The following is a 16,293-nucleotide window of genomic DNA, read 5'->3' on the forward strand; positions in this document are numbered from 1 at the left end:
GATTCGACCGATACCACACCCTTTTTCGCGCACGCACGCGTGCTGTGATGCATGTCCGGAGTACTCGACCACGTCATGATTCGGGCGGAGGACCTCGACGCCTCCCTCGACTGGTATCAGACACACCTCGACTACGAGGAGAAGGACCGCTACGAGGGCGACGGCTTCACCATCGTCTACCTCGGTCCCGAGGTGATGCACGAAGACGGGGCGATGCTCGAAATCACCGCCAACCACGACGACTCCGACCTCGAGATGGGCGACGCGTGGGGCCACATCGCCGTGCGCGTCCCCGAGGACGAACTCGAGTCCTCCTACCAGCAACTCATGGACGAGGGCGTCGAGGACTACCGCGACCCCGAGTCCTGCGGCGGCCGCTACGCCTTCGTGAAAGACCCCGACGGCCACGAGGTCGAGATCGTCAAGCGCGACCACGGCGAGAAGTGGAGCATCGACCACACGATGATTCGCGTCGAGGACGCCGACGAGGCGCTCGGCTACTGGACCCGCAAGTTCGAGTACGAACACACCGGCCGCTGGGAGTCCGACACGTTCGCCAACTACTTCATGAAGCCCGAGGGGGCCTCCGAGGAGGCGATGGCGGTCGAACTCACCTACAACTACGACGGCCGCTCGTACACGATGGGCGACGCGTGGGGCCACCTCTGTGTCCGTGTCGACGACCTCCACGACGACTGGGACGAGTTGATGGTGCGTGAGGCCCCCGACTACCGTGACCCCGCGTCCTGTGACGACATGTACGCGTTCACGAAGGACCCCGATGGCCACGAGGTCGAACTCATCGAGCGCGACCCCGAGGCCGACTCGCTGTTCCCGTTCTGAGCGGTCGGACTCCTCACTCGCGGTTTTCTCGCGTCGCACCGCCGGCAACGTGGGAGCGGCCCGTGGAAACACGGCTCGCGTGCCGTGTCAACATCCGAGCAGTTGTGCAACCGGGACGTCACTAACGACAAGGACTTTAGTTCGAGACGCACATCTCGGGGTGTATGCCGGGATTGCTCTCTGACCTGCTCGGATGGGGCGTCATCCTCCTGTTCACCACCGGGGCGCTCCTCGTCGACCGCGACCGCGACCAGGCTCGCCTGGTGACGACTGCGGCCTGGGGCGGCTTCGCCGTCTTCTGGGCGCAGCTCGTCCCCTGGTTCGCCTTCAGCCACAAGAGCTACGTCGAGGGCTTCCTCTCGCTCGCGGCCGTCCCCGCCTGTCTGTACGCGGGCTATCTGGTCTACTCCGGGCGGGACACGCTGTTCGTCCTCTCGCGGGCCGTCGCGGCGATGGGCCTCGTCTACCTCCCGTTCGAGACCATCCCCGCCATCACCGTCATGGGGCTGTCGCTCCCCGCACCACAGCAGGTGCTCATCGAGACCGTCGCCGCTCAGACCGGCTTCATCACCAACCTGCTCGGCTACTCGCCCGCGCTCATTCCGGGCCCGAAAGGGTACATGAACACCTACCGCTTCGTCGAGCCGAGCGGCCACCGGTTGGAGTACACGGTCGTCCTCGCCTGTACGGGGCTCGGGAGCATGGCTATCTTCGCCGGCCTCATCGCCGCGGTCCGCGCGCCCCTCGACCGGAAGCTCCGGGCGTTCGCCATCTCCATCCCCATCATCTACGCGCTCAACATCGCCCGCGTGACGTTCATCGGCATCGTCTTCGGGAACCAGTACATGCAGTGGTTCGTCGACGAGGTGCTGTTCCTCTTCGGCGCGACCGACCCCTACCGGGTCTCGTTTTTCCTCTCCGACCGCGTCATCTCACAGATCGGCGCGGTGTTCGCACTCGTCGGCGTCATCTATCTGGTGGTGCGTGAACTCCCCGAACTCCTCACGGTCATCGAGGACGTCCTCTTCATGATGACCGGCGACGAGTACGACCTCGCCCGCCAACTGGACCTCCCGCGGGTGCCGGACGGCGGCGAGGAAGTGGAGTAGACCGCCGTTTCGCGCCTTCACACCAGCGACGCTTCGACCAGGTCGGCCGGCGCACCACACAGGTCACACAGCGCGTCGGCTTCGAGGTGATGGAGCGTCCCCGGGATAACGAGCAGGTGCAGCGGGCCGCCGAACTCCCTCTCCGAGAGGGCGGAGAGTCGGTCGGCGACGACGGTCGGCTCTGGACTCCCCGCGCGGGCGACGACCACCCCCAGGACGTCGTCCCACTCCTGTAAGAGCGAGGCCGCGACGTCGCCCGTCATGAACTCGTCGTCGTCGCTCTCCTTTCCGGGGACCTCCCCGACCTTGATGTCGAGGTAGACGAGCGTGTGCAGGCCGCGCTCGCGGTTGGCCTCGATGGACTCGACCATCGACGGCGGGACCCCCTCGCCGCCGTGGGCGTACGGGAACGGGAGCGTGACGGCCTTGCCGAACCGGTAGTTCTGGAGCCCGGTCAGCCCCGCCGCCGCGGACTGGGCGGTCACGCCGTGGACCACGCGCGTGTCGATGCCGCGCTCGACGGCACGCATCCGCAGGTCGACGTGTGTCGTCGAGATCATCGTATCCCCCGCGGTGAGAAAGACCACGTCCTCGTCTTCGGCCGCATCGAGCATGTCTTCGGGGTGCTGTTCGACCCCCGCACGGTCGCGTACCTCGATGGACTGGCCGTGATACGCTTCGAGGTCCTCGACGGTGGTGCCGACGAGGCGACTCGTGTAGAACTCCGCGTAGGCGCGGTCGGCGTTCCGGAGGGCGTCCTGCCCCTCGACGGTGACCGAGCGCTCGTCGTACAGGCCGAGGCCAACGAACGTGAGCATACGCTCTCCTGGCGAGTGGAACAGTTAAACGGCGTGGAGTGGCGGCGAGGCGTGGGCCGTCGTCCCCGCTCAGGTCATGTCGGTGGCCGTCCGGTACGAGAGGTAGGCGGTGATGTCCATCGTCGAGACCATCCCGACGACGGCCCCCTCGTCGTCGACGACCGGGAGGTGGTGGACCCCCCTGCCGATCATCTTCGCGGCGGCGTCGCGAGCGCCGTTGCGCGCGTCCAGCGTGTAGAAGTCCTCGGTCATATACTCCTCGACGGTCGTCTCCGTCGCCGGGTTCCCGGCCGAGACGGCCCGCGCGAGGTCGGTCGTCGTGAACATCCCCACGGGCTGGCTCGCGTCGTCCACGACGACCAGCGACCCGATTCCCTCCTCGACCAGCGTCTCCGCCGCCTCCGTGATGGTCGTCTCGGGGGTGACCGTCCGGATGTTCGTCGACATCAGCTCTGTGACCGGAGCACCTTCGTCCATACTGCCCCGAACGGGTGAGAGTCGCTAATACCTGTCGGCGAATTTGTATTTATTCGCGGGCGAGTACCTTTCCAGCCTCGGGTACGTCGGGCGACGTCGCACTCGACGTGTCGGTCGTGGAGACGAGACCGTGACGCACGGCCGGTTCGTTCGCTCCGCGTCAACTCTCTACGCGGGGTTCTTCGGCCTCACTTCGTTCGGCAGAAAGAGCCGGTGGAGGGATTTGAACCCTCGGCCTATTCCTTACGAAGGAATCGCTCTGCCAGCTGAGCTACACCGGCGCGCCGTCGTGCATCACCACGTACCCGCAAGAAGAAAATAAGGCTTCCGAATCGACTGCAGTACCTCGTGCACCCGAGCACTCGTCACCGGTCCCGGCGAACCAACCGCACGTCGAGACAGACGTTCACCTCGTGGGGGGCGTACGACCGCACGACGTGTTCGGTCTCGACCGTGACGTCGTACGCGGGTTCGGCAGCGGCCCGAATCGCGTCGAGTCCCGGGCCGAACGGGTCGTCCTCGTGCTGGATGTCGTAGTAATGGACGACACACTCGTCGCCGGCCAGCGCGACGGCCGTCTCGAGGAAGTCGTCGGCGGAGTGTGGGAGGTTCATGACGACGCGCGTCGCCCAGCCCTCGTAGTCGGCGGCGACGTCCCGGACGTCGCCCTCGATGGCCGTCACCCGTTCTTCGACGCCGTTGCGCCGGGCGTTCTCGCGGAGGTACGCCACCGCGTCGGGGTTGAGGTCGACGCCGACTACCTCGGCACTGCTCGCGGCCATCGGCACCACGAACGGGCCGACACCGGCGAACATGTCGAAGACGCGTTCGCCCGCCTGCACCTGCGAGACCACGCGGTGGCGCTCGGTGGCGAGGCGAGGGGAGAAGTACACCCGGGCGATGTCGAGGGCGAAGGCGTGGCCGTACTCGCGGTGGACGGTCTCGGTTTCCGCCCCGACGAGGACGTCCCAGTCGCGCACGCGGAGTTCACCCTTGACCTTCGAGGCGCGGTTCACCACGGTCTCGACGGGGAGGGCGGACTCGACGAGCGCGGCCGCGATTTCCCGCGCCCGTTCGTCGTCGTCCTCGTCGATGATGACGATGTCACCCAGCCGCTCGTAACTCGGTTCGAAGCCGAGGAGGTCGGCAGGCGTCACCTGCGCCTCTCGCGCGGGGGCGTCTCGGCGGACGACGTCGGCGTCGACGTGCTCGGCGGCGGCCGTCGGGTCCGTCACGGGGATGTATATCGACCCCTCCGCGACGGTAATCTCGTGGTCGTTGTCCAGTACGCCCGCGGCGGCGAGTTCGCGGCGGGTCGCCTCGCCAGCCTCGCGGGGGACGCACACGCAGGGGACGCTCATCACTCCCGAGGAGACCAGCGGCGCGAGTAAGGCTGACGCTTCGCGATGCCCGCGCCCCGGTCTCAGGCGATGAGTACCGGGCCCGCCTCACAGCCGGGTGCCGCCCCGTCCGCGGCGGCGTCGACCCACTCCCACGGCGTGTGTTCGACGCCGTCTTCGACACAGGGTGCGACCCACTGGAGTCGCCCGCCGCGCCGGACCGCCAGTGCGGTCTGTGGAAGCCGCAGCGCCGTACACTCCGGTCCCATCCGCCCGACACCCGTCGTCACTCGGTCGTCGAACGCCGGCAGCGCCACGCCCGCCCGCGCCGCCCACCGTCTGAACTCGCGGACCCGGTCGGCGATGGCGCTGTCTCGCGCCGTCGCGGGCTCGTCGACGACAACCTCGTGTGGCCACGTGCGGACCCGAACCGACTCGACCACGCCGCGGCGGTCGAGCGCGGCGAGCCGTCGCCGGAGCTCGTCGTGTTCTTCTCCCTCCCCGGTGGGGAGCGTGCGAATCCACAGTTCGACCGTGGGACGAGTCATCGCGGGCATTGTGCTCACCAGCTAGCGATACGTCTGTGCGATGAAAAGAGACGGCACACGGTTCCCACCACGCGGGAATCCGTCGGCGCGTCCGGGCACGCACCATCGGTTTTTGTCGTCTGCGCACGACGGCTTCCGCGTGCGCCGCCCCAGCGTGTTCGTCTCCGCCCGTGACCGCCGCCGCGCCATCGCGTTCCTCGCGGGGTACGTCCTCCTCGCGGCGTTCGTCACGTTCGGCCTCCCGGAACTCGTCCCGGCAGTGACCGACCCCGTCGCCGTCCGGACGTTCATCGACGGGGCCGGCGTGTTCGCCCCCGCCGTCTTCCTCGCCGTGCAGGCACTACAGGTCCTCATCGCGCCCGTTCCCGGGCAGGTGCTCGGCTTCGTCGCCGGCTACCTGTTCGGGGCCGTCTGGGGCACCGTGCTCAGCGTGGCGGGCGCGACGGTTGGCGGCTACGTCGCCTTCGTTCTCGCCCGGCGCTACGGCCGCCCGGTCGTGGAACGACTCGTCGAAGCGGAGGCGGTCGGCCTGTTCGACTCCTTCTCCTCGAGACACGGCGACGTCGCCCTCTTCGCAGTCTTCTTGATTCCAGGCCTGCCCGACGACGCCATCTGCTTCCTCGCGGGCGTGAGCGACATCGACGCTCGCTCGTTCCTGCTCGCCTCCATCGTCGGTCGTCTCCCGGGCTACTTCCTCGTCGCGCTCGCGGGGGCGCGCCTCGCGGAGGCGCGCACCGCCGAGACGACCGTCCTCCTCGTCGTCCTCGCGGTCGTCTCGACCGCCGGGTATCTCCTCCGTGGCTGGGTCGCCCGCTGGCTCGACGATACGGCCGACGAGTCGTGAGCGGCCCCACGCCCCACACCGAGCCAAACGGCTATGTCGACTGCGCCGGTTGTATCGCTATGGTCGAGTCAGTGACACGCACCCGGGGGGAGGACGGATGAGCGACAGCGGCGAGCACGACCGGCAGTTCGCGGCCGCGGAGAGCATCTGTCCCTTCTGCGGCGTCGGCTGTGGCATCCAGTACATGGACGGCGGCAAGGCGACCGGCTGGAAGGGCCCGGTCAACACGAAGGGTGAGATCTGTCCGAAGGGGGCGGCCGCGTGGGACGTCATCGACCACCCCGACCGACTGACGGCCCCGCTCGTCCGCGACGGTGGCGTCCTCCGGGAGGCGACGTGGGACGAGGCGCTCGACCGGGTCGTCGAGCCGTTCGAGCGCGTCCGACGCGCACACGGCCCCGACGCGCTGGCCTTCTTCGCCTCCTCGAACTGCACGAACGAGGAGAACTACGTCCTCCAGAAACTCGCCCGCGCGCTGGGGACGAACAACGTCGACAACTGTGCGCGACTGTGTCACGCCTCGACCGTCGCCGCGATGGGAGACAGATTCGGCGCGGGGGCGATGACGAACTCCCTCGACGACCTCCGTGAGGCCGACGTCTTCTTCCTCATCGGCGCGAACCCCGCCGACCAACACCCCATCATCTTCCGGTCGTACCTCCTCCCCGCGCTCAAGGCGGGCACGAAACTCGTCCACGTCGACCCACGGGAGACGACGACCACGCAGGCGGCGGACCTCCACCTCCCCGTCAGGCCGGGGTACGACATCCCGCTCCTGAACGCGATGGCGGCCGTGGTCGTCGAGGACGGACTCGTGGACGACGCGTTCGTCGCCGAACGGACCACGGGCTTCGAGTCGTATCGGGAGTTCCTCGACGGCGTCGACGTCGACGCCGCGGCCGAGCAGGCGGGCGTCGACCCCGCGGACCTCCGCGAGGCGGCCCGACTGTACGGCGAGGCCGACCGCGCGGCCGCGTTCACCGGCATGGGGATGAGCCAGCACCACTACGGGACGGAGAACGTCCACGCGCTCATCAACCTCGCGCTGCTCACGGGCAACGTCGGGCGACGCGGCACCGGCGTCAACCCGCTGCGCGGACAGAACAACGTCCAGGGCGCGGGCGACGTCGGTGCCCTCCCGAACGTGCTCCCGGGCTACCAGTCGGTCACCGACGCCGACGCCCGCGCCCGGGTCAGCGAGGTGTGGGGCTTCGAGCCCCCGGCCCTCCCGGGCCGTACCGAGGTCGAACTGACCCACGCCGCCGGCGACACGGTCCACGCGGCCTACGTCTTCGGCGAGAACCCCGCCGTCACCGAGCCCAATCAGGAACGGGTCCGGGCGGCCCTCGAGCGCTTCGACTGCCTCGTCGTCCACGACGGCTTCCTGACCGAGACGGCCGAGTACGCCGACGTCGTGCTTCCCGGGAGCCTCTGGGCCGAGAAGAGCGGAACCGTCACGAACACCGACCGGCAGGTGATGCGGATGCGGCCCAACACGACGCCACCCGGTGACGCCCGGACCGACCTCGACATCCTCTGTGCGCTCGCTGGACGCCTCACGGACCTCGACTTCGACTATCCCGACCCGGAGTCAGTCTTCGACGAACTCGCGCGCGTCTCGCCCGACTACGACGGGATGACCTACGACGGCATCGGGACGGGAAGCCAGCGATGGCCGTTCGACCGAGAGAAGGGAGAGGGAACGGCCGTCCTCCACCGCGAGGCGTTCGAGTCCGGGTCGAAGACGGCACCCTTCCGCATCGTCGACCACGTCGACCCCGCCGACGCAGTCGAGGGAGACGCGCTCGTCCTCACCACCGGCCGAGTCATCCAGCACTTCAACAGCGGGGCGCTCACCCGCCGGTCGGGGACGCTGATGCGGATGCGCGGCGAGGACGTCCTGCAGATTCACCCCGACGACGCCGACGCCCGGAGTATCGAGGACGGCACTCGGGTCGTCGTCGAGAACGACCGGGGACGCGTCGCACTCGCCGCGGAGGTGACCCCCGCTATCCGTCCCGGGACGGTGTTCATGACGTTCCACTACGCGGACCCGCTCGCGAACCGACTGACGGGCGACGCGCTCGACCCCGTCGCCAAGATTCCCGAGTTCAAACACAGCGCCGTCCACGTGCGGGTCGCGTCCGACGACTAGGCTCGGCTGTCAGCCGAACCGCGGCGTCTGCCGCCCCGTCACCGACTCGATGTCGAGTTCGAACAGCCGGACGTCGGTGTCGCCGATGTCCTCGTCGAAGATTCGAGCGGGGCCGAACCGCTCGTTGATGGCGGCCTCGTCGTACTGGTCGGGGTCGTCGACGGGCGTGACCGGACCACGGACGAGGACGCTCCACGAGTCGCCGTTCGTCGCCTCGTAGAGGACGAACGACGCCTCGGTGGTGGCGTCGAGGAACGTCAGCTTCTCGCTGTCGGCGTCGTCGGTCAGTCGGAAGAGGAGAACGCCGTCCTCGTACTTACAGTGCACCGGGACGGCGTACGCCCGGCTCTCGTCGGCGAGCGACAGCACTCCCGTCTCGGCCGCCGCGAGGTGTCGTTCGACGTCTTCCTCACTCATCCCCACCGTGTACACGTAGTCGATGTGTTCCACGCTCTGGGCACCTCCGTCGGCGTACGTCCCGTGGACGGTTAATCGTGCCCCTCGTCGGCGGACAGCGGCGTCGTCAACACCGGCACCGACGACGTCCGGACGACGCGCTCGGTGACGCTTCCGAGGTGTCTAAGCCGGTCGAGACCGCTCCGGCCGTGAGTCCCCATCACGACGAGGTCGCTGTCGTAGTCGGCGGCGGCGACGACAATCTCCTCGTGGGGCCGCCCGCGCCGGAGGTGTGGCTTGGCGTCGACGCCCGCGCGTTCGCACGCCGTCGTCACCGCCGCGAGCGCCGCTTCGGCCTCCGCCTCCAACCCCTCGACCACCACGTCGTACTCCGTGGCGGCCGCCGTCTCGTCGACGACTGAGAGCGCGTCGACGTGCGCGTCGAACCGCGTCGCGACGGCGACTGCCTGGTCGACGACGCGTTCGGTCCCCGGACTCCCATCGGTCGGTACCAGGAGGCTCTCGTACATCGTGGTACTTTATCGCACACCACGGGTATAGCTCTCTCGCCGCCGTGACCCCGCCACCACCCGCCGCCACAACGGTTAGGACGGTCCGTGTCCTGACAACGAGTATGTACGAGGTCGTCGTCCTCGCGACGGACGGGAGCACGCCCGCACGCGACGCGTGTGACCAGGCAATCGCGCTCGCTCGGGCGGAGGCGGCGACGCTGCACGTCCTCTCCGTCGTCGACGAGGGCGACCTCGACCTGTTCTCGAGCGGCGAGCTCCCGACCGTCGACGACCTGCTCAGGGGCGCGGCCGAGGACGCCGTCGACGACGCGGCCGAGCGCGCAGGTGACACGGGCGTCGACGCCGTCCGCGCGGTCCGGGTGGGGACCCCCCACCGCGAGATTGCCGACTACGCCGACGAAGTGGGTGCCGACCTCGTCGTCGTCGGCACCCACGGCCGCCGCGGGCTCTCGCGGGCGCTCCTCGGAAGCGTCGCCGCCAGGCTGCTCCGACAGTCGCCCGTCCCCGTGCTGGTCGTTCCCCAGTCGCCACCCTGAGCGTCGGTCCCCGGACGGACGTGAGCACGCGCGGTCGGTGACTCATCCGCGCAGCAGGTTCAACACCTCGTCGACGACCTCGGGTTCGACGGCGACGACGTACTGCCGGCCGGGGTCGAGTGTCGTCTCCGGGCGGGCGATACGCTCACCGTCGTCGTCGCTGATGACGAGCGTCCCCGACGGGAAGCGTACCTCCTTCAGCGTCCGTCCGGCGGCCGGGGCACCCTCCTCGACGCGAATCTGCATGATGTCGAGCGTCCCCGTGACGTCGGCGAGCGTGCGGACGTCGCTGCCGACGATCTCGTTCGCGGCGACGCGCGCACCGGCCCGCTCGGGGAACAGGACGGCGTCGACGAATCTCGTGTACGCCTCGCTGGCGGCCCGGTCGATACGACAGACCGTCCGGGTGCCCGGGGACAGTTCGCGCGCGGCCATACAGGCCGCGAGGTTCACGCCGGTCTCGCCCGTCAGCGCTGCGACGACGTCGGCGCGTTCGACGTCGGCCTGTTCGAGGATGTCGGGGTTGGCCGCGTCGCCCTCGACGACCGTCGCGAGGTACGCGTCCGAGAGGTCGTCACAGCGGTCCTCGTCGCGCTCGATGATGCTGACGTCGTGGCCCTGGTCGTCGAGTATCTCTGCTGTCTGAAAGCCGACACGTCCGCCGCCCGCGATGATGACGTCGAGTTTGGATTTCATGATTCTGGCTGAGTTCTCGGTCAGTCCTCGTCGGTGACTGCTCCGCGCTCGGAGTCCGTCGGAGTCGGTTCGTGGTCCGCTGCCGCGGCCGTCGCTGTGGGCTCTCCGGACTCGCCGCCCCCGCGCCTGTCGAGTGCGACGTACGCTATCACCCCGAGGATAATCCACCCCGCGCTGAGTATCAGCGCGAGTGGGTCCGTCCGGACGAGGAAGCTGATGAGGACGCCCGTCAGGACGAGGTTCAACACGATCCCGAGGATCGGCGGCAGCGGGTAAAAGGGCATCTCGTACGGGCGGCGCATGTTCGGCCGCTCCCGGCGGAGTTTGATGACCGCACCGTTCACGACCACGAACGAGAGCAAGAAGAACAGGCTAGACATGTTGCCCGCACTCTGTGTCGGGAGGACGACGGAGCCGAGCATGACGATGGCGCTAGAGACGATGGCGATGAACGGCGTCCCGAAGCGGTGGTGAATCTGGCCGAATCGGGGGAGGAGTTGCCCCTCCCGGCCCATCGAGAACGCCACGCGCGAGGAGGCGATGACGACCGCGTTGAGCGCCGTGAGCGTCGAGAACACCGCCCCGAAGACGATGACCGCGCCGCCGTTCTTGATGACCGGCAGTCCGGTCGGCATGAACTCGGTGGCCGCCGCGGCGATGCCGGCTTCGCCCGCCTCGGCCAGGCCGCTCGCGCCGAGCGTCCCGATCGCGACGGTGACGACGAGCAGGTAGACGACGACGGTCACGGCGAGACTGACGAAGATGGCTTTCGGGATGTTCTCGCGGGGGTTCTTCACCTCCTCTGTCACCGTCGTGATGAGGTCGTACCCCTCGAAGGCGATGAACGTCAGCCCCATCGCCGGCAGGATGGAGAACGCCGTCTTGTCGCCGGGGAACAGCGGCTGGAACTCCGCCGTCGTGAACATCGGTGAGGTGACGCCGAAGCCGACGAAGACCATCAGGATGGTGACCTTCGTCGCGGTGAAGATGGTCTCGATACTCCCGCTCGCGGCCGTCGAGACGGCGTTCAGCGCAACGAACAACAGGACGGCCGAGAAGGCCAGTCCGACCCCCGCGGGAATCCCGACGTCGACGACCGGGAGCGCGACGGCACCGACCTCGCCCGGCGGCGGCACGATGCCGTAGACGTGGAGCAGTTCGAGGAAGTTCGGTGCGAAGCCGAGCGCGTACAGCGCACCAGCAATCATGTACGCGAACCACAGCATCCAGCCCATCAGGAACGACTGGAGGTCGGCGAACACTTCCCGGACGAAGGCGTAGCCCCCGCCCGACTTCGGGATGGCCGACGCGAGTTCGGCATAGGAGAGCCCGGTGAACGCCGTGACGACGCCGTTGAGCGCGAAGACGAAGATGGCTGCCGGCCCCGACAACTCCGCCGCGAGCCCCGTGAGGACGAAGATGCCCGCGCCGATCATCGCGCCCATCCCGATCATCGTCGCGTCGAGGAGGCCGAGTTCGGCTTCCGGCGCACGCTCGCCGTGGCTACTCATGAGCGTCTCCTCACCCCGCGAGCGGGTGTCCGCTTCCCGCTCGTCTGTGGCTCCGGTATTTGTAGTTCAGCGGCCCGATACACTGTCGTCGACCGCGACGTCGACGCCCCCATGGCTGCCCTGATACAGTCGAACCCCTTTGTTTCTCTGGCTCGGTCTCGGCGACCGAGAACCGTCCCCGGCGCTCACCAGCCCGGGGGCCGGGTGTCGTCCGCGCGGCCGACCGTCCGCGTGACCGCCCGCCGTCCCGTGTCGAGGTCCCGACCGACCGATGCAATCGCCGCGAGTCCCGGGCGTCCCTCGTACAGGTACTCGGTGACGTCCGCGTCGACCGTCGTGAGTGACCGGCGGTGGCTGGCGAGCGTCGCCTGTCGGTCGTCGGCCGCCGCGTCGAGGACCGCGGCGAGGTCGTCGAGTCGGTCCCACGCGGCCAACGCGGCGTCGAAATCGGCCGACGTCGGCGCTGTCTCCCACGCTCGGGCGCGACGGAGTTCGGCCCGGACGCGCTGACAGGCCGTCTCGACCGCCTCGAGCGACGCGTCTTCGCGGTCCAGTACGGCAACGAACGACGTCCGGGCGTCGAGTGCGAGGTCGACCCGGTCGAGCAGTGCCTGTCGGTGCTGGGGTGTCAGCGACCCCGTGCAGACGACCGCCGCGAGGTCGGGGCCGAGTTCGGCCGAGACGTGCTCGGCGACCGATTCGTCGGTCTGTGTTCCGTCCGCCATCACCCGCTGGCGATAGGTTCGAACGAGCGACGTCTCCGTGGCCTCTCGAGTGGCCGCCCCGGTGCCGGGGAGCCCGCGCGTGGCGGTCGCCCCCCGAGCGACGTCGACAGCGGGCACGGCTGTCGTCGGCCCCACTCCGCCGCCGGTGTCGGCCCGAACGACCGCCGCCCGGAAGTGGCGGAACGCCTTGCACTCGGTGACGCACTCGCGCCGCTCGGCCGCGACGGCTCGTCTCGCCGCCGCCAGCGTCAACGCCACCGTAGCGCCCCGGGCACGTCCGCGCCGACCACGTCCGTGTCGACGCGTTCGTCGGCTTGCGGGAGGTCCGTGACCAGCCCGTCGTCGGCGTGCGCCGCGATACCCTGTCCGTGTGCGTTGCCGGCGGCGGCGCGGACGTACGCCTCTGCCATCCCGGCACCCTCCGCGAGCGGGACGAGGCGGACCGTCGTCCCCGCCGGGCCCGCCTCGAAAAGTAGTCCTGCCGGCGGGAACGAGCAGGTCGACGGCGCGGCGAGCTCTCGGACACCGTCGCGGGCCGCCGTCGAGGGGAGATGGACGTGTCCCGCGAGCGTGAGGACGTCACCGCGGTCCGCGAGCAGCGTGTGGAGGGTGGCGTGGTTCCGGAGCTGATAGAAGTCGCTCTCGGGGAAGGAGCCGACGTGGTCACGTGGATGAAAGAGCGGGTGGTGCATCGCCACGACGGGGTGGTCGACTTCGTCGACCGTCCGCCGAAGCCAGTCGAGGGTCGCGGCGCTCACCGCCCCTTCGTGAGTCTCCGTGAGCCGACCGCCGGCGCTCGCCGTGTCGAGACAGAGCAAATCGAGGCCGCCGACCGTCACGCGGCGCGGGTACGTCCCCAGTCCGTACCGCTCGCCGAACGCCGCGGCACTGGGGGCGACGTAGTCGTCCCACACTTTGGGGACGTCGTGGTTCCCCGGTACTGCGACGAGCGGCGACGACAGCTCCGCGAGCACGGCGTCGGCGGCGGCGTACTCACGGTCGCGACCGTCGCGTGTCAGGTCGCCGAGGAAGACGAACGCGTCGACCGCGAGGTCGTTGGCGACGTCGACGGCCGTTCGGAGACGGGTCTCGGACCGGTGGAGTACCTTCCAGGTCCCCGACGCCGTCGGTGAGACGTGGGAGTCGGCGGCGACGAACAGTCGTGTCGGCGTCTCCGGTCGGGGTCGAGCGAGATGTGCGAGGACCGGACCGAGCGTGGGACCGGCGGCCGTCCTCATCGCTCGATAGTCTCCGTGAACGTTCCCAGCGGCGTCGAACGGTGCAGACGGATCCGGCCCGTCTCTGCACAGAGGTCGATACGGAGGTCGGGTGTCAGTGGCTCGTCGTCACCCGTCATCGAGCGATGCTCCGACGCTCTCTCACCTAAACGTATCGAACATATTATATATTGTGGTAAGTATCTAGGTAGTGTAGGCCGAAGTCTATATAGTAATCTTCCCGCCTCAGCCGACGATGGCACCCGCCGTCAGGAAGACGAGCGCGCCGGCGACGGCGGCACCGCGGAAGAGGCCGAGCGCGTTCGCGGCCGGCTCGCGGACTTTCTTCCGGTCGAGGCCGTCCCGGAGGCGGCTGCTGCCGACCTCGACGAGCGCGGTGAGGCCGAGCCAGAGCGCGAGCATCACGAGGACGAGGTTACCGTTCGTGGTCGACGCGAGCGTCTCGAACGTGTACCGGGTGCCGGTGAGGTGGCCGCCGGTGAGGAACATCACCACGGCGGCGACTCGCGACCCGCGCGTCAGCGACCCCGCCATCGAGTCGAGGGGCCCGGCGTTCAGGGCCCCGCCGCGAGCGGCAGGGAGTACGACCACGGCGAAGAAGACGACGCTTCCGACCCAGAGTGCGCCGACGACGAGGTGGGTCGTCGCGAGCGCAGTATCGATGAGAGCCATACCGCGAGCCACGAACCCACCCGTCTTGAACGTACTCGTCTCCGTGCCGTCGGGCCGTCACTCGACCCGCGTGAGCGTCCCCGCCGTGACGTCGAGCGGGGCCGCGATGTGGACGAGCGGGTCTCCGCTGGGGGGTTCGAAGCCCGCCGCACGGAACAGCGACTCCTCGTGGACGGTCGCGTCGGCGGGGGCGAGTCGCCACGGTTCGTGGGCGATATCACCCCGGTAGAGGTGGGTACCACGGGTGAAAAAGCGGTAGTTCTCGGTGAGAAAGGCCGACAGCGAGTCGGCCTCCGGGACGGACGCCTCGCCGTCGACGCGCTCGTACGAGAGGTCGAGACGGGCGCGCGGTTCGCCCGCGTGGTCCCGTTCGCTCCGCAGTCGGAGGTGGTCGTCGTCGCGGTCGACGTGCATCCGCGCGCGGTAGTACGGGAGCGCGTACAACGACCGCGCAATCGACACCGAGAGGCGGTCGTCGGCGTCGAGGCTGAAGAAGTACACGCCCGACGTCCCGTCTCGCGTGACGTAGGTCCGGAGGTTCACCTCGGGGAAGCTCCGCCCTACCGGCGAGCCGCGCGGCCGGATGTCCTCCATCACGAACGCGACGATGCCGAGCCACGCGTCCCCGTCGTGGGTCGCTACCTCGACACTGTCGGGGAGGTGTCGAGCTACGACGGCCGGGTCGGCCCGCCAGTGTGCGAACACCCCGTCGCGCCAGCGCATCGAGAGCAGGTCCGTGTCCATATCGGAGCCACGGGCGCGGCGTACTTCTGGGTTCCTCGTCGCCTCGTCGATGTGGGGAAACACAAGAGATATAATCGGTTTTGAGAGAGTAGTACGCTGGGGACGGCGCGGCGTCGTGCCGATCCCGTGTATGCCATACCCACCTTACACGGACCCGTCCCCTTCTCTCGAAGCCACTCACCGAGAGCCGTCGGTCGAACGCACGCTGGATTCTTCAGACCGCCGGCCGAACGCCGACGTATGGAGTTCACCGTCGTCCAGGGCGACATCGCCGCACAGTCCGCCGACGCCCTCGTCAACGCGGCGGGTACCAGCCTCCGGATGGGCTCGGGCGTCGCCGGCGCACTCCGCCGCGGCGGCGGCCCGGAACTGAACGAGGCGGCCGTCGCGAAGGGGCCTGTCGACCTCGGCGCGGCCGCGGTCACGGACGCGTACGACCTCGACGCAGAGTACGTGGTTCACGCGGCCGCGATGCCACACGACGGCGACGGGCAAGCCACGGCCGAGAGCATCCACGACGCGACACGGAACGCGCTCGACGCGGCCGACGAACGCGGCTGCACCTCGCTCGTCATCCCCGCACTCGGCTGCGGCGTCGCGGGGTTCGACCTCGCGGACGGCGCGCGGCTCATCTGTGAGGTCGTCGACGCGTACGAGCCAACCTCGCTCTCTGACGTGCGGTTCATCGCCTACAGCGACGCCGAGTACGAGACGGTCAGCGCGGTCGCACGGGAGTTCCAGGGCCGCGACGACCGGGAGTAGCCTTTTGTCTCGGCGGTCCTCCTGGTCAGTCGATGGACGTCCCCGAGGACGCGCCCGACGTCTGCCCCGTCTGTGAGACCGCGTACGACTCGGTCTCCCGGCACGACGCGGGCCTCATGGTGAACCTCCTCGACAACGCGCGCTACCGGCGGGTGTGTTTCGAGCCCGTCTCCGAAGACGGTGTGGCGCTCGTTCGCTTCTACCACCACACCCACGACCAGGTCGGTGTGACGGCGGGAGGACCGACCGACGACGCCACCGACGCCGCCGTCCTCTCCGACCCCGTCTCGGGAGACACGCCGAGCGACTGTGGGTGACGAGAGCTCGCGTCGTCGCCTGTCTGTCC

The 16,293-nt window shown here is 68.9% G+C and carries 20 protein-coding genes and 1 tRNA gene; 7 read left to right on the forward strand and 14 right to left on the reverse strand.

What is annotated here, in order from left to right; genetic code table 11:
* The first annotated feature begins 51 nt into the window (after positions 1 to 51).
* Together E6N53_RS01160 and artA are read left to right on the forward strand one after the other, a co-directional pair.
* Positions 52 to 843 (forward strand): VOC family protein, encoded by a 792-nt coding sequence (locus E6N53_RS01160; protein ID WP_142856238.1) that lies wholly within the window; start codon positions 52 to 54, stop codon positions 841 to 843.
* A 164-nt stretch (positions 844 to 1,007) separates the two neighbouring features.
* Complete coding sequence (gene artA, locus E6N53_RS01165) at positions 1,008 to 1,952, forward strand: archaeosortase A (RefSeq protein WP_142856241.1); 945 nt, start codon at positions 1,008 to 1,010, stop codon at positions 1,950 to 1,952.
* A 17-nt stretch (positions 1,953 to 1,969) separates the two neighbouring features.
* Here the strand turns inward: artA and dph5 are convergent, their stop codons facing one another.
* The 5 genes from dph5 to E6N53_RS01190 form a co-directional block, all read right to left on the reverse strand.
* Complete coding sequence (dph5, locus tag E6N53_RS01170; protein ID WP_142856243.1) at positions 1,970 to 2,770, reverse strand: diphthine synthase; 801 nt, start codon at positions 2,768 to 2,770, stop codon at positions 1,970 to 1,972.
* A gap of 69 nt (positions 2,771 to 2,839) precedes the next feature.
* Positions 2,840 to 3,247 carry a CBS domain-containing protein gene (locus E6N53_RS01175; RefSeq protein ID WP_142856245.1) on the reverse strand — a complete coding sequence of 136 codons (408 nt, stop codon included), beginning with the start codon at positions 3,245 to 3,247 and terminating at the stop codon, positions 2,840 to 2,842.
* 208 nt (positions 3,248 to 3,455) lie between these two features.
* Positions 3,456 to 3,528, reverse strand: a tRNA-Thr gene (locus E6N53_RS01180).
* A gap of 84 nt (positions 3,529 to 3,612) precedes the next feature.
* A complete protein-coding gene (locus E6N53_RS01185) occupies positions 3,613 to 4,608 on the reverse strand; it encodes a class I SAM-dependent methyltransferase (RefSeq protein ID WP_142856247.1) in 996 nt (331 codons plus the stop codon).
* Between the two features lie 62 nt (positions 4,609 to 4,670).
* Positions 4,671 to 5,135, reverse strand: a complete 465-nt coding sequence (locus E6N53_RS01190; protein ID WP_142856249.1) for an HTH domain-containing protein — start codon at positions 5,133 to 5,135, stop codon at positions 4,671 to 4,673.
* Between the two features lie 139 nt (positions 5,136 to 5,274).
* Between E6N53_RS01190 and E6N53_RS01195 the strand changes: the two genes are divergently transcribed.
* A complete protein-coding gene (locus E6N53_RS01195; RefSeq protein ID WP_161596498.1) occupies positions 5,275 to 5,979 on the forward strand; it encodes a TVP38/TMEM64 family protein in 705 nt (234 codons plus the stop codon).
* Between the two features lie 97 nt (positions 5,980 to 6,076).
* Complete coding sequence (fdhF, locus tag E6N53_RS01200; RefSeq protein ID WP_142856253.1) at positions 6,077 to 8,134, forward strand: formate dehydrogenase subunit alpha; 2,058 nt, start codon at positions 6,077 to 6,079, stop codon at positions 8,132 to 8,134.
* 9 nt (positions 8,135 to 8,143) lie between these two features.
* Here the strand turns inward: fdhF and E6N53_RS01205 are convergent, their stop codons facing one another.
* Both E6N53_RS01205 and E6N53_RS01210 read right to left on the reverse strand, forming a co-directional pair.
* Positions 8,144 to 8,584 carry a pyridoxamine 5'-phosphate oxidase family protein gene (locus tag E6N53_RS01205; RefSeq protein WP_142856255.1) on the reverse strand — a complete coding sequence of 147 codons (441 nt, stop codon included), beginning with the start codon at positions 8,582 to 8,584 and terminating at the stop codon, positions 8,144 to 8,146.
* Positions 8,585 to 8,622: 38 nt separating this feature from the next.
* Entirely contained in the window at positions 8,623 to 9,060 is a 438-nt protein-coding gene (locus tag E6N53_RS01210) for a universal stress protein (RefSeq protein WP_142856257.1), read from the reverse strand.
* 104 nt (positions 9,061 to 9,164) lie between these two features.
* Between E6N53_RS01210 and E6N53_RS01215 the strand changes: the two genes are divergently transcribed.
* Positions 9,165 to 9,599 (forward strand): universal stress protein, encoded by a 435-nt coding sequence (locus E6N53_RS01215; RefSeq protein ID WP_142856259.1) that lies wholly within the window; start codon positions 9,165 to 9,167, stop codon positions 9,597 to 9,599.
* A gap of 42 nt (positions 9,600 to 9,641) precedes the next feature.
* On the opposite strand, the gene E6N53_RS01220 is transcribed toward E6N53_RS01215, so the two are convergent.
* The 7 genes from E6N53_RS01220 to E6N53_RS01245 form a co-directional block, all read right to left on the reverse strand.
* The gene (locus tag E6N53_RS01220) at positions 9,642 to 10,295 is read right to left on the reverse strand and encodes a potassium channel family protein (protein ID WP_142856261.1); all 654 of its coding nucleotides are present in this window, start codon (positions 10,293 to 10,295) and stop codon (positions 9,642 to 9,644) included.
* 20 nt (positions 10,296 to 10,315) lie between these two features.
* A complete protein-coding gene (locus E6N53_RS01225) occupies positions 10,316 to 11,806 on the reverse strand; it encodes an APC family permease (protein WP_142856263.1) in 1,491 nt (496 codons plus the stop codon).
* Positions 11,807 to 11,991: 185 nt separating this feature from the next.
* Positions 11,992 to 12,789: a DUF7260 family protein gene (locus tag E6N53_RS01230; protein ID WP_142856265.1), complete on the reverse strand. Its 798-nt coding sequence runs from the start codon at positions 12,787 to 12,789 to the stop codon at positions 11,992 to 11,994.
* Positions 12,780 to 13,769 carry a metallophosphoesterase family protein gene (locus tag E6N53_RS01235; protein ID WP_142856268.1) on the reverse strand — a complete coding sequence of 330 codons (990 nt, stop codon included), beginning with the start codon at positions 13,767 to 13,769 and terminating at the stop codon, positions 12,780 to 12,782. The genes E6N53_RS01230 and E6N53_RS01235 overlap by 10 nt, the downstream gene beginning before the upstream one ends.
* On the reverse strand, positions 13,766 to 13,888 hold the full coding sequence (locus E6N53_RS21385) for a hypothetical protein (protein ID WP_268951682.1): 123 nt from the start codon (positions 13,886 to 13,888) through the stop codon (positions 13,766 to 13,768). Before E6N53_RS21385 ends, E6N53_RS01235 begins: the two co-directional genes overlap by 4 nt.
* 106 nt (positions 13,889 to 13,994) lie before the next feature.
* Complete coding sequence (locus E6N53_RS01240; RefSeq protein WP_142856270.1) at positions 13,995 to 14,441, reverse strand: CopD family protein; 447 nt, start codon at positions 14,439 to 14,441, stop codon at positions 13,995 to 13,997.
* Positions 14,442 to 14,498: 57 nt separating this feature from the next.
* Positions 14,499 to 15,185: a YqjF family protein gene (locus tag E6N53_RS01245; RefSeq protein WP_142856272.1), complete on the reverse strand. Its 687-nt coding sequence runs from the start codon at positions 15,183 to 15,185 to the stop codon at positions 14,499 to 14,501.
* A gap of 240 nt (positions 15,186 to 15,425) precedes the next feature.
* Here E6N53_RS01245 and E6N53_RS01250 point away from each other — a divergent pair, with 240 nt between their 5' ends.
* Complete coding sequence (locus E6N53_RS01250; RefSeq protein WP_142856274.1) at positions 15,426 to 15,947, forward strand: macro domain-containing protein; 522 nt, start codon at positions 15,426 to 15,428, stop codon at positions 15,945 to 15,947.
* A 32-nt stretch (positions 15,948 to 15,979) separates the two neighbouring features.
* Positions 15,980 to 16,264 carry a DUF8145 family protein gene (locus E6N53_RS01255; protein ID WP_142856276.1) on the forward strand — a complete coding sequence of 95 codons (285 nt, stop codon included), beginning with the start codon at positions 15,980 to 15,982 and terminating at the stop codon, positions 16,262 to 16,264.
* The last annotated feature ends 29 nt before the right edge of the window (positions 16,265 to 16,293 follow it).

It is taken from the genome of Salinigranum halophilum (assembly GCF_007004735.1).
Lineage (GTDB): Archaea > Halobacteriota > Halobacteria > Halobacteriales > Haloferacaceae > Salinigranum > Salinigranum halophilum.

Bases quoted from the DNA above. Each gene is read 5' to 3' on its own strand.
- E6N53_RS01160 (WP_142856238.1), top strand. From the start codon at position 52: ATGTCCGGAGTACTCGACCACGTCATGATTCGGGCGGAGGACCTCGAC.
- artA (WP_142856241.1), top strand. From the start codon at position 1,008: ATGCCGGGATTGCTCTCTGACCTGCTCGGATGGGGCGTCATCCTCCTG.
- dph5 (WP_142856243.1), bottom strand. From the start codon at position 2,770: ATGCTCACGTTCGTTGGCCTCGGCCTGTACGACGAGCGCTCGGTCACC.
- E6N53_RS01175 (WP_142856245.1), bottom strand. From the start codon at position 3,247: ATGGACGAAGGTGCTCCGGTCACAGAGCTGATGTCGACGAACATCCGG.
- E6N53_RS01185 (WP_142856247.1), bottom strand. From the start codon at position 4,608: ATGAGCGTCCCCTGCGTGTGCGTCCCCCGCGAGGCTGGCGAGGCGACC.
- E6N53_RS01190 (WP_142856249.1), bottom strand. From the start codon at position 5,135: ATGACTCGTCCCACGGTCGAACTGTGGATTCGCACGCTCCCCACCGGG.
- fdhF (WP_142856253.1), top strand. From the start codon at position 6,077: ATGAGCGACAGCGGCGAGCACGACCGGCAGTTCGCGGCCGCGGAGAGC.
- E6N53_RS01210 (WP_142856257.1), bottom strand. From the start codon at position 9,060: ATGTACGAGAGCCTCCTGGTACCGACCGATGGGAGTCCGGGGACCGAA.
- E6N53_RS01215 (WP_142856259.1), top strand. From the start codon at position 9,165: ATGTACGAGGTCGTCGTCCTCGCGACGGACGGGAGCACGCCCGCACGC.
- E6N53_RS01220 (WP_142856261.1), bottom strand. From the start codon at position 10,295: ATGAAATCCAAACTCGACGTCATCATCGCGGGCGGCGGACGTGTCGGC.
- E6N53_RS01225 (WP_142856263.1), bottom strand. From the start codon at position 11,806: ATGAGTAGCCACGGCGAGCGTGCGCCGGAAGCCGAACTCGGCCTCCTC.
- E6N53_RS01235 (WP_142856268.1), bottom strand. From the start codon at position 13,769: ATGAGGACGGCCGCCGGTCCCACGCTCGGTCCGGTCCTCGCACATCTC.
- E6N53_RS21385 (WP_268951682.1), bottom strand. From the start codon at position 13,888: ATGACGGGTGACGACGAGCCACTGACACCCGACCTCCGTATCGACCTC.
- E6N53_RS01240 (WP_142856270.1), bottom strand. From the start codon at position 14,441: ATGGCTCTCATCGATACTGCGCTCGCGACGACCCACCTCGTCGTCGGC.
- E6N53_RS01245 (WP_142856272.1), bottom strand. From the start codon at position 15,185: ATGGACACGGACCTGCTCTCGATGCGCTGGCGCGACGGGGTGTTCGCA.
- E6N53_RS01250 (WP_142856274.1), top strand. From the start codon at position 15,426: ATGGAGTTCACCGTCGTCCAGGGCGACATCGCCGCACAGTCCGCCGAC.
- E6N53_RS01255 (WP_142856276.1), top strand. From the start codon at position 15,980: ATGGACGTCCCCGAGGACGCGCCCGACGTCTGCCCCGTCTGTGAGACC.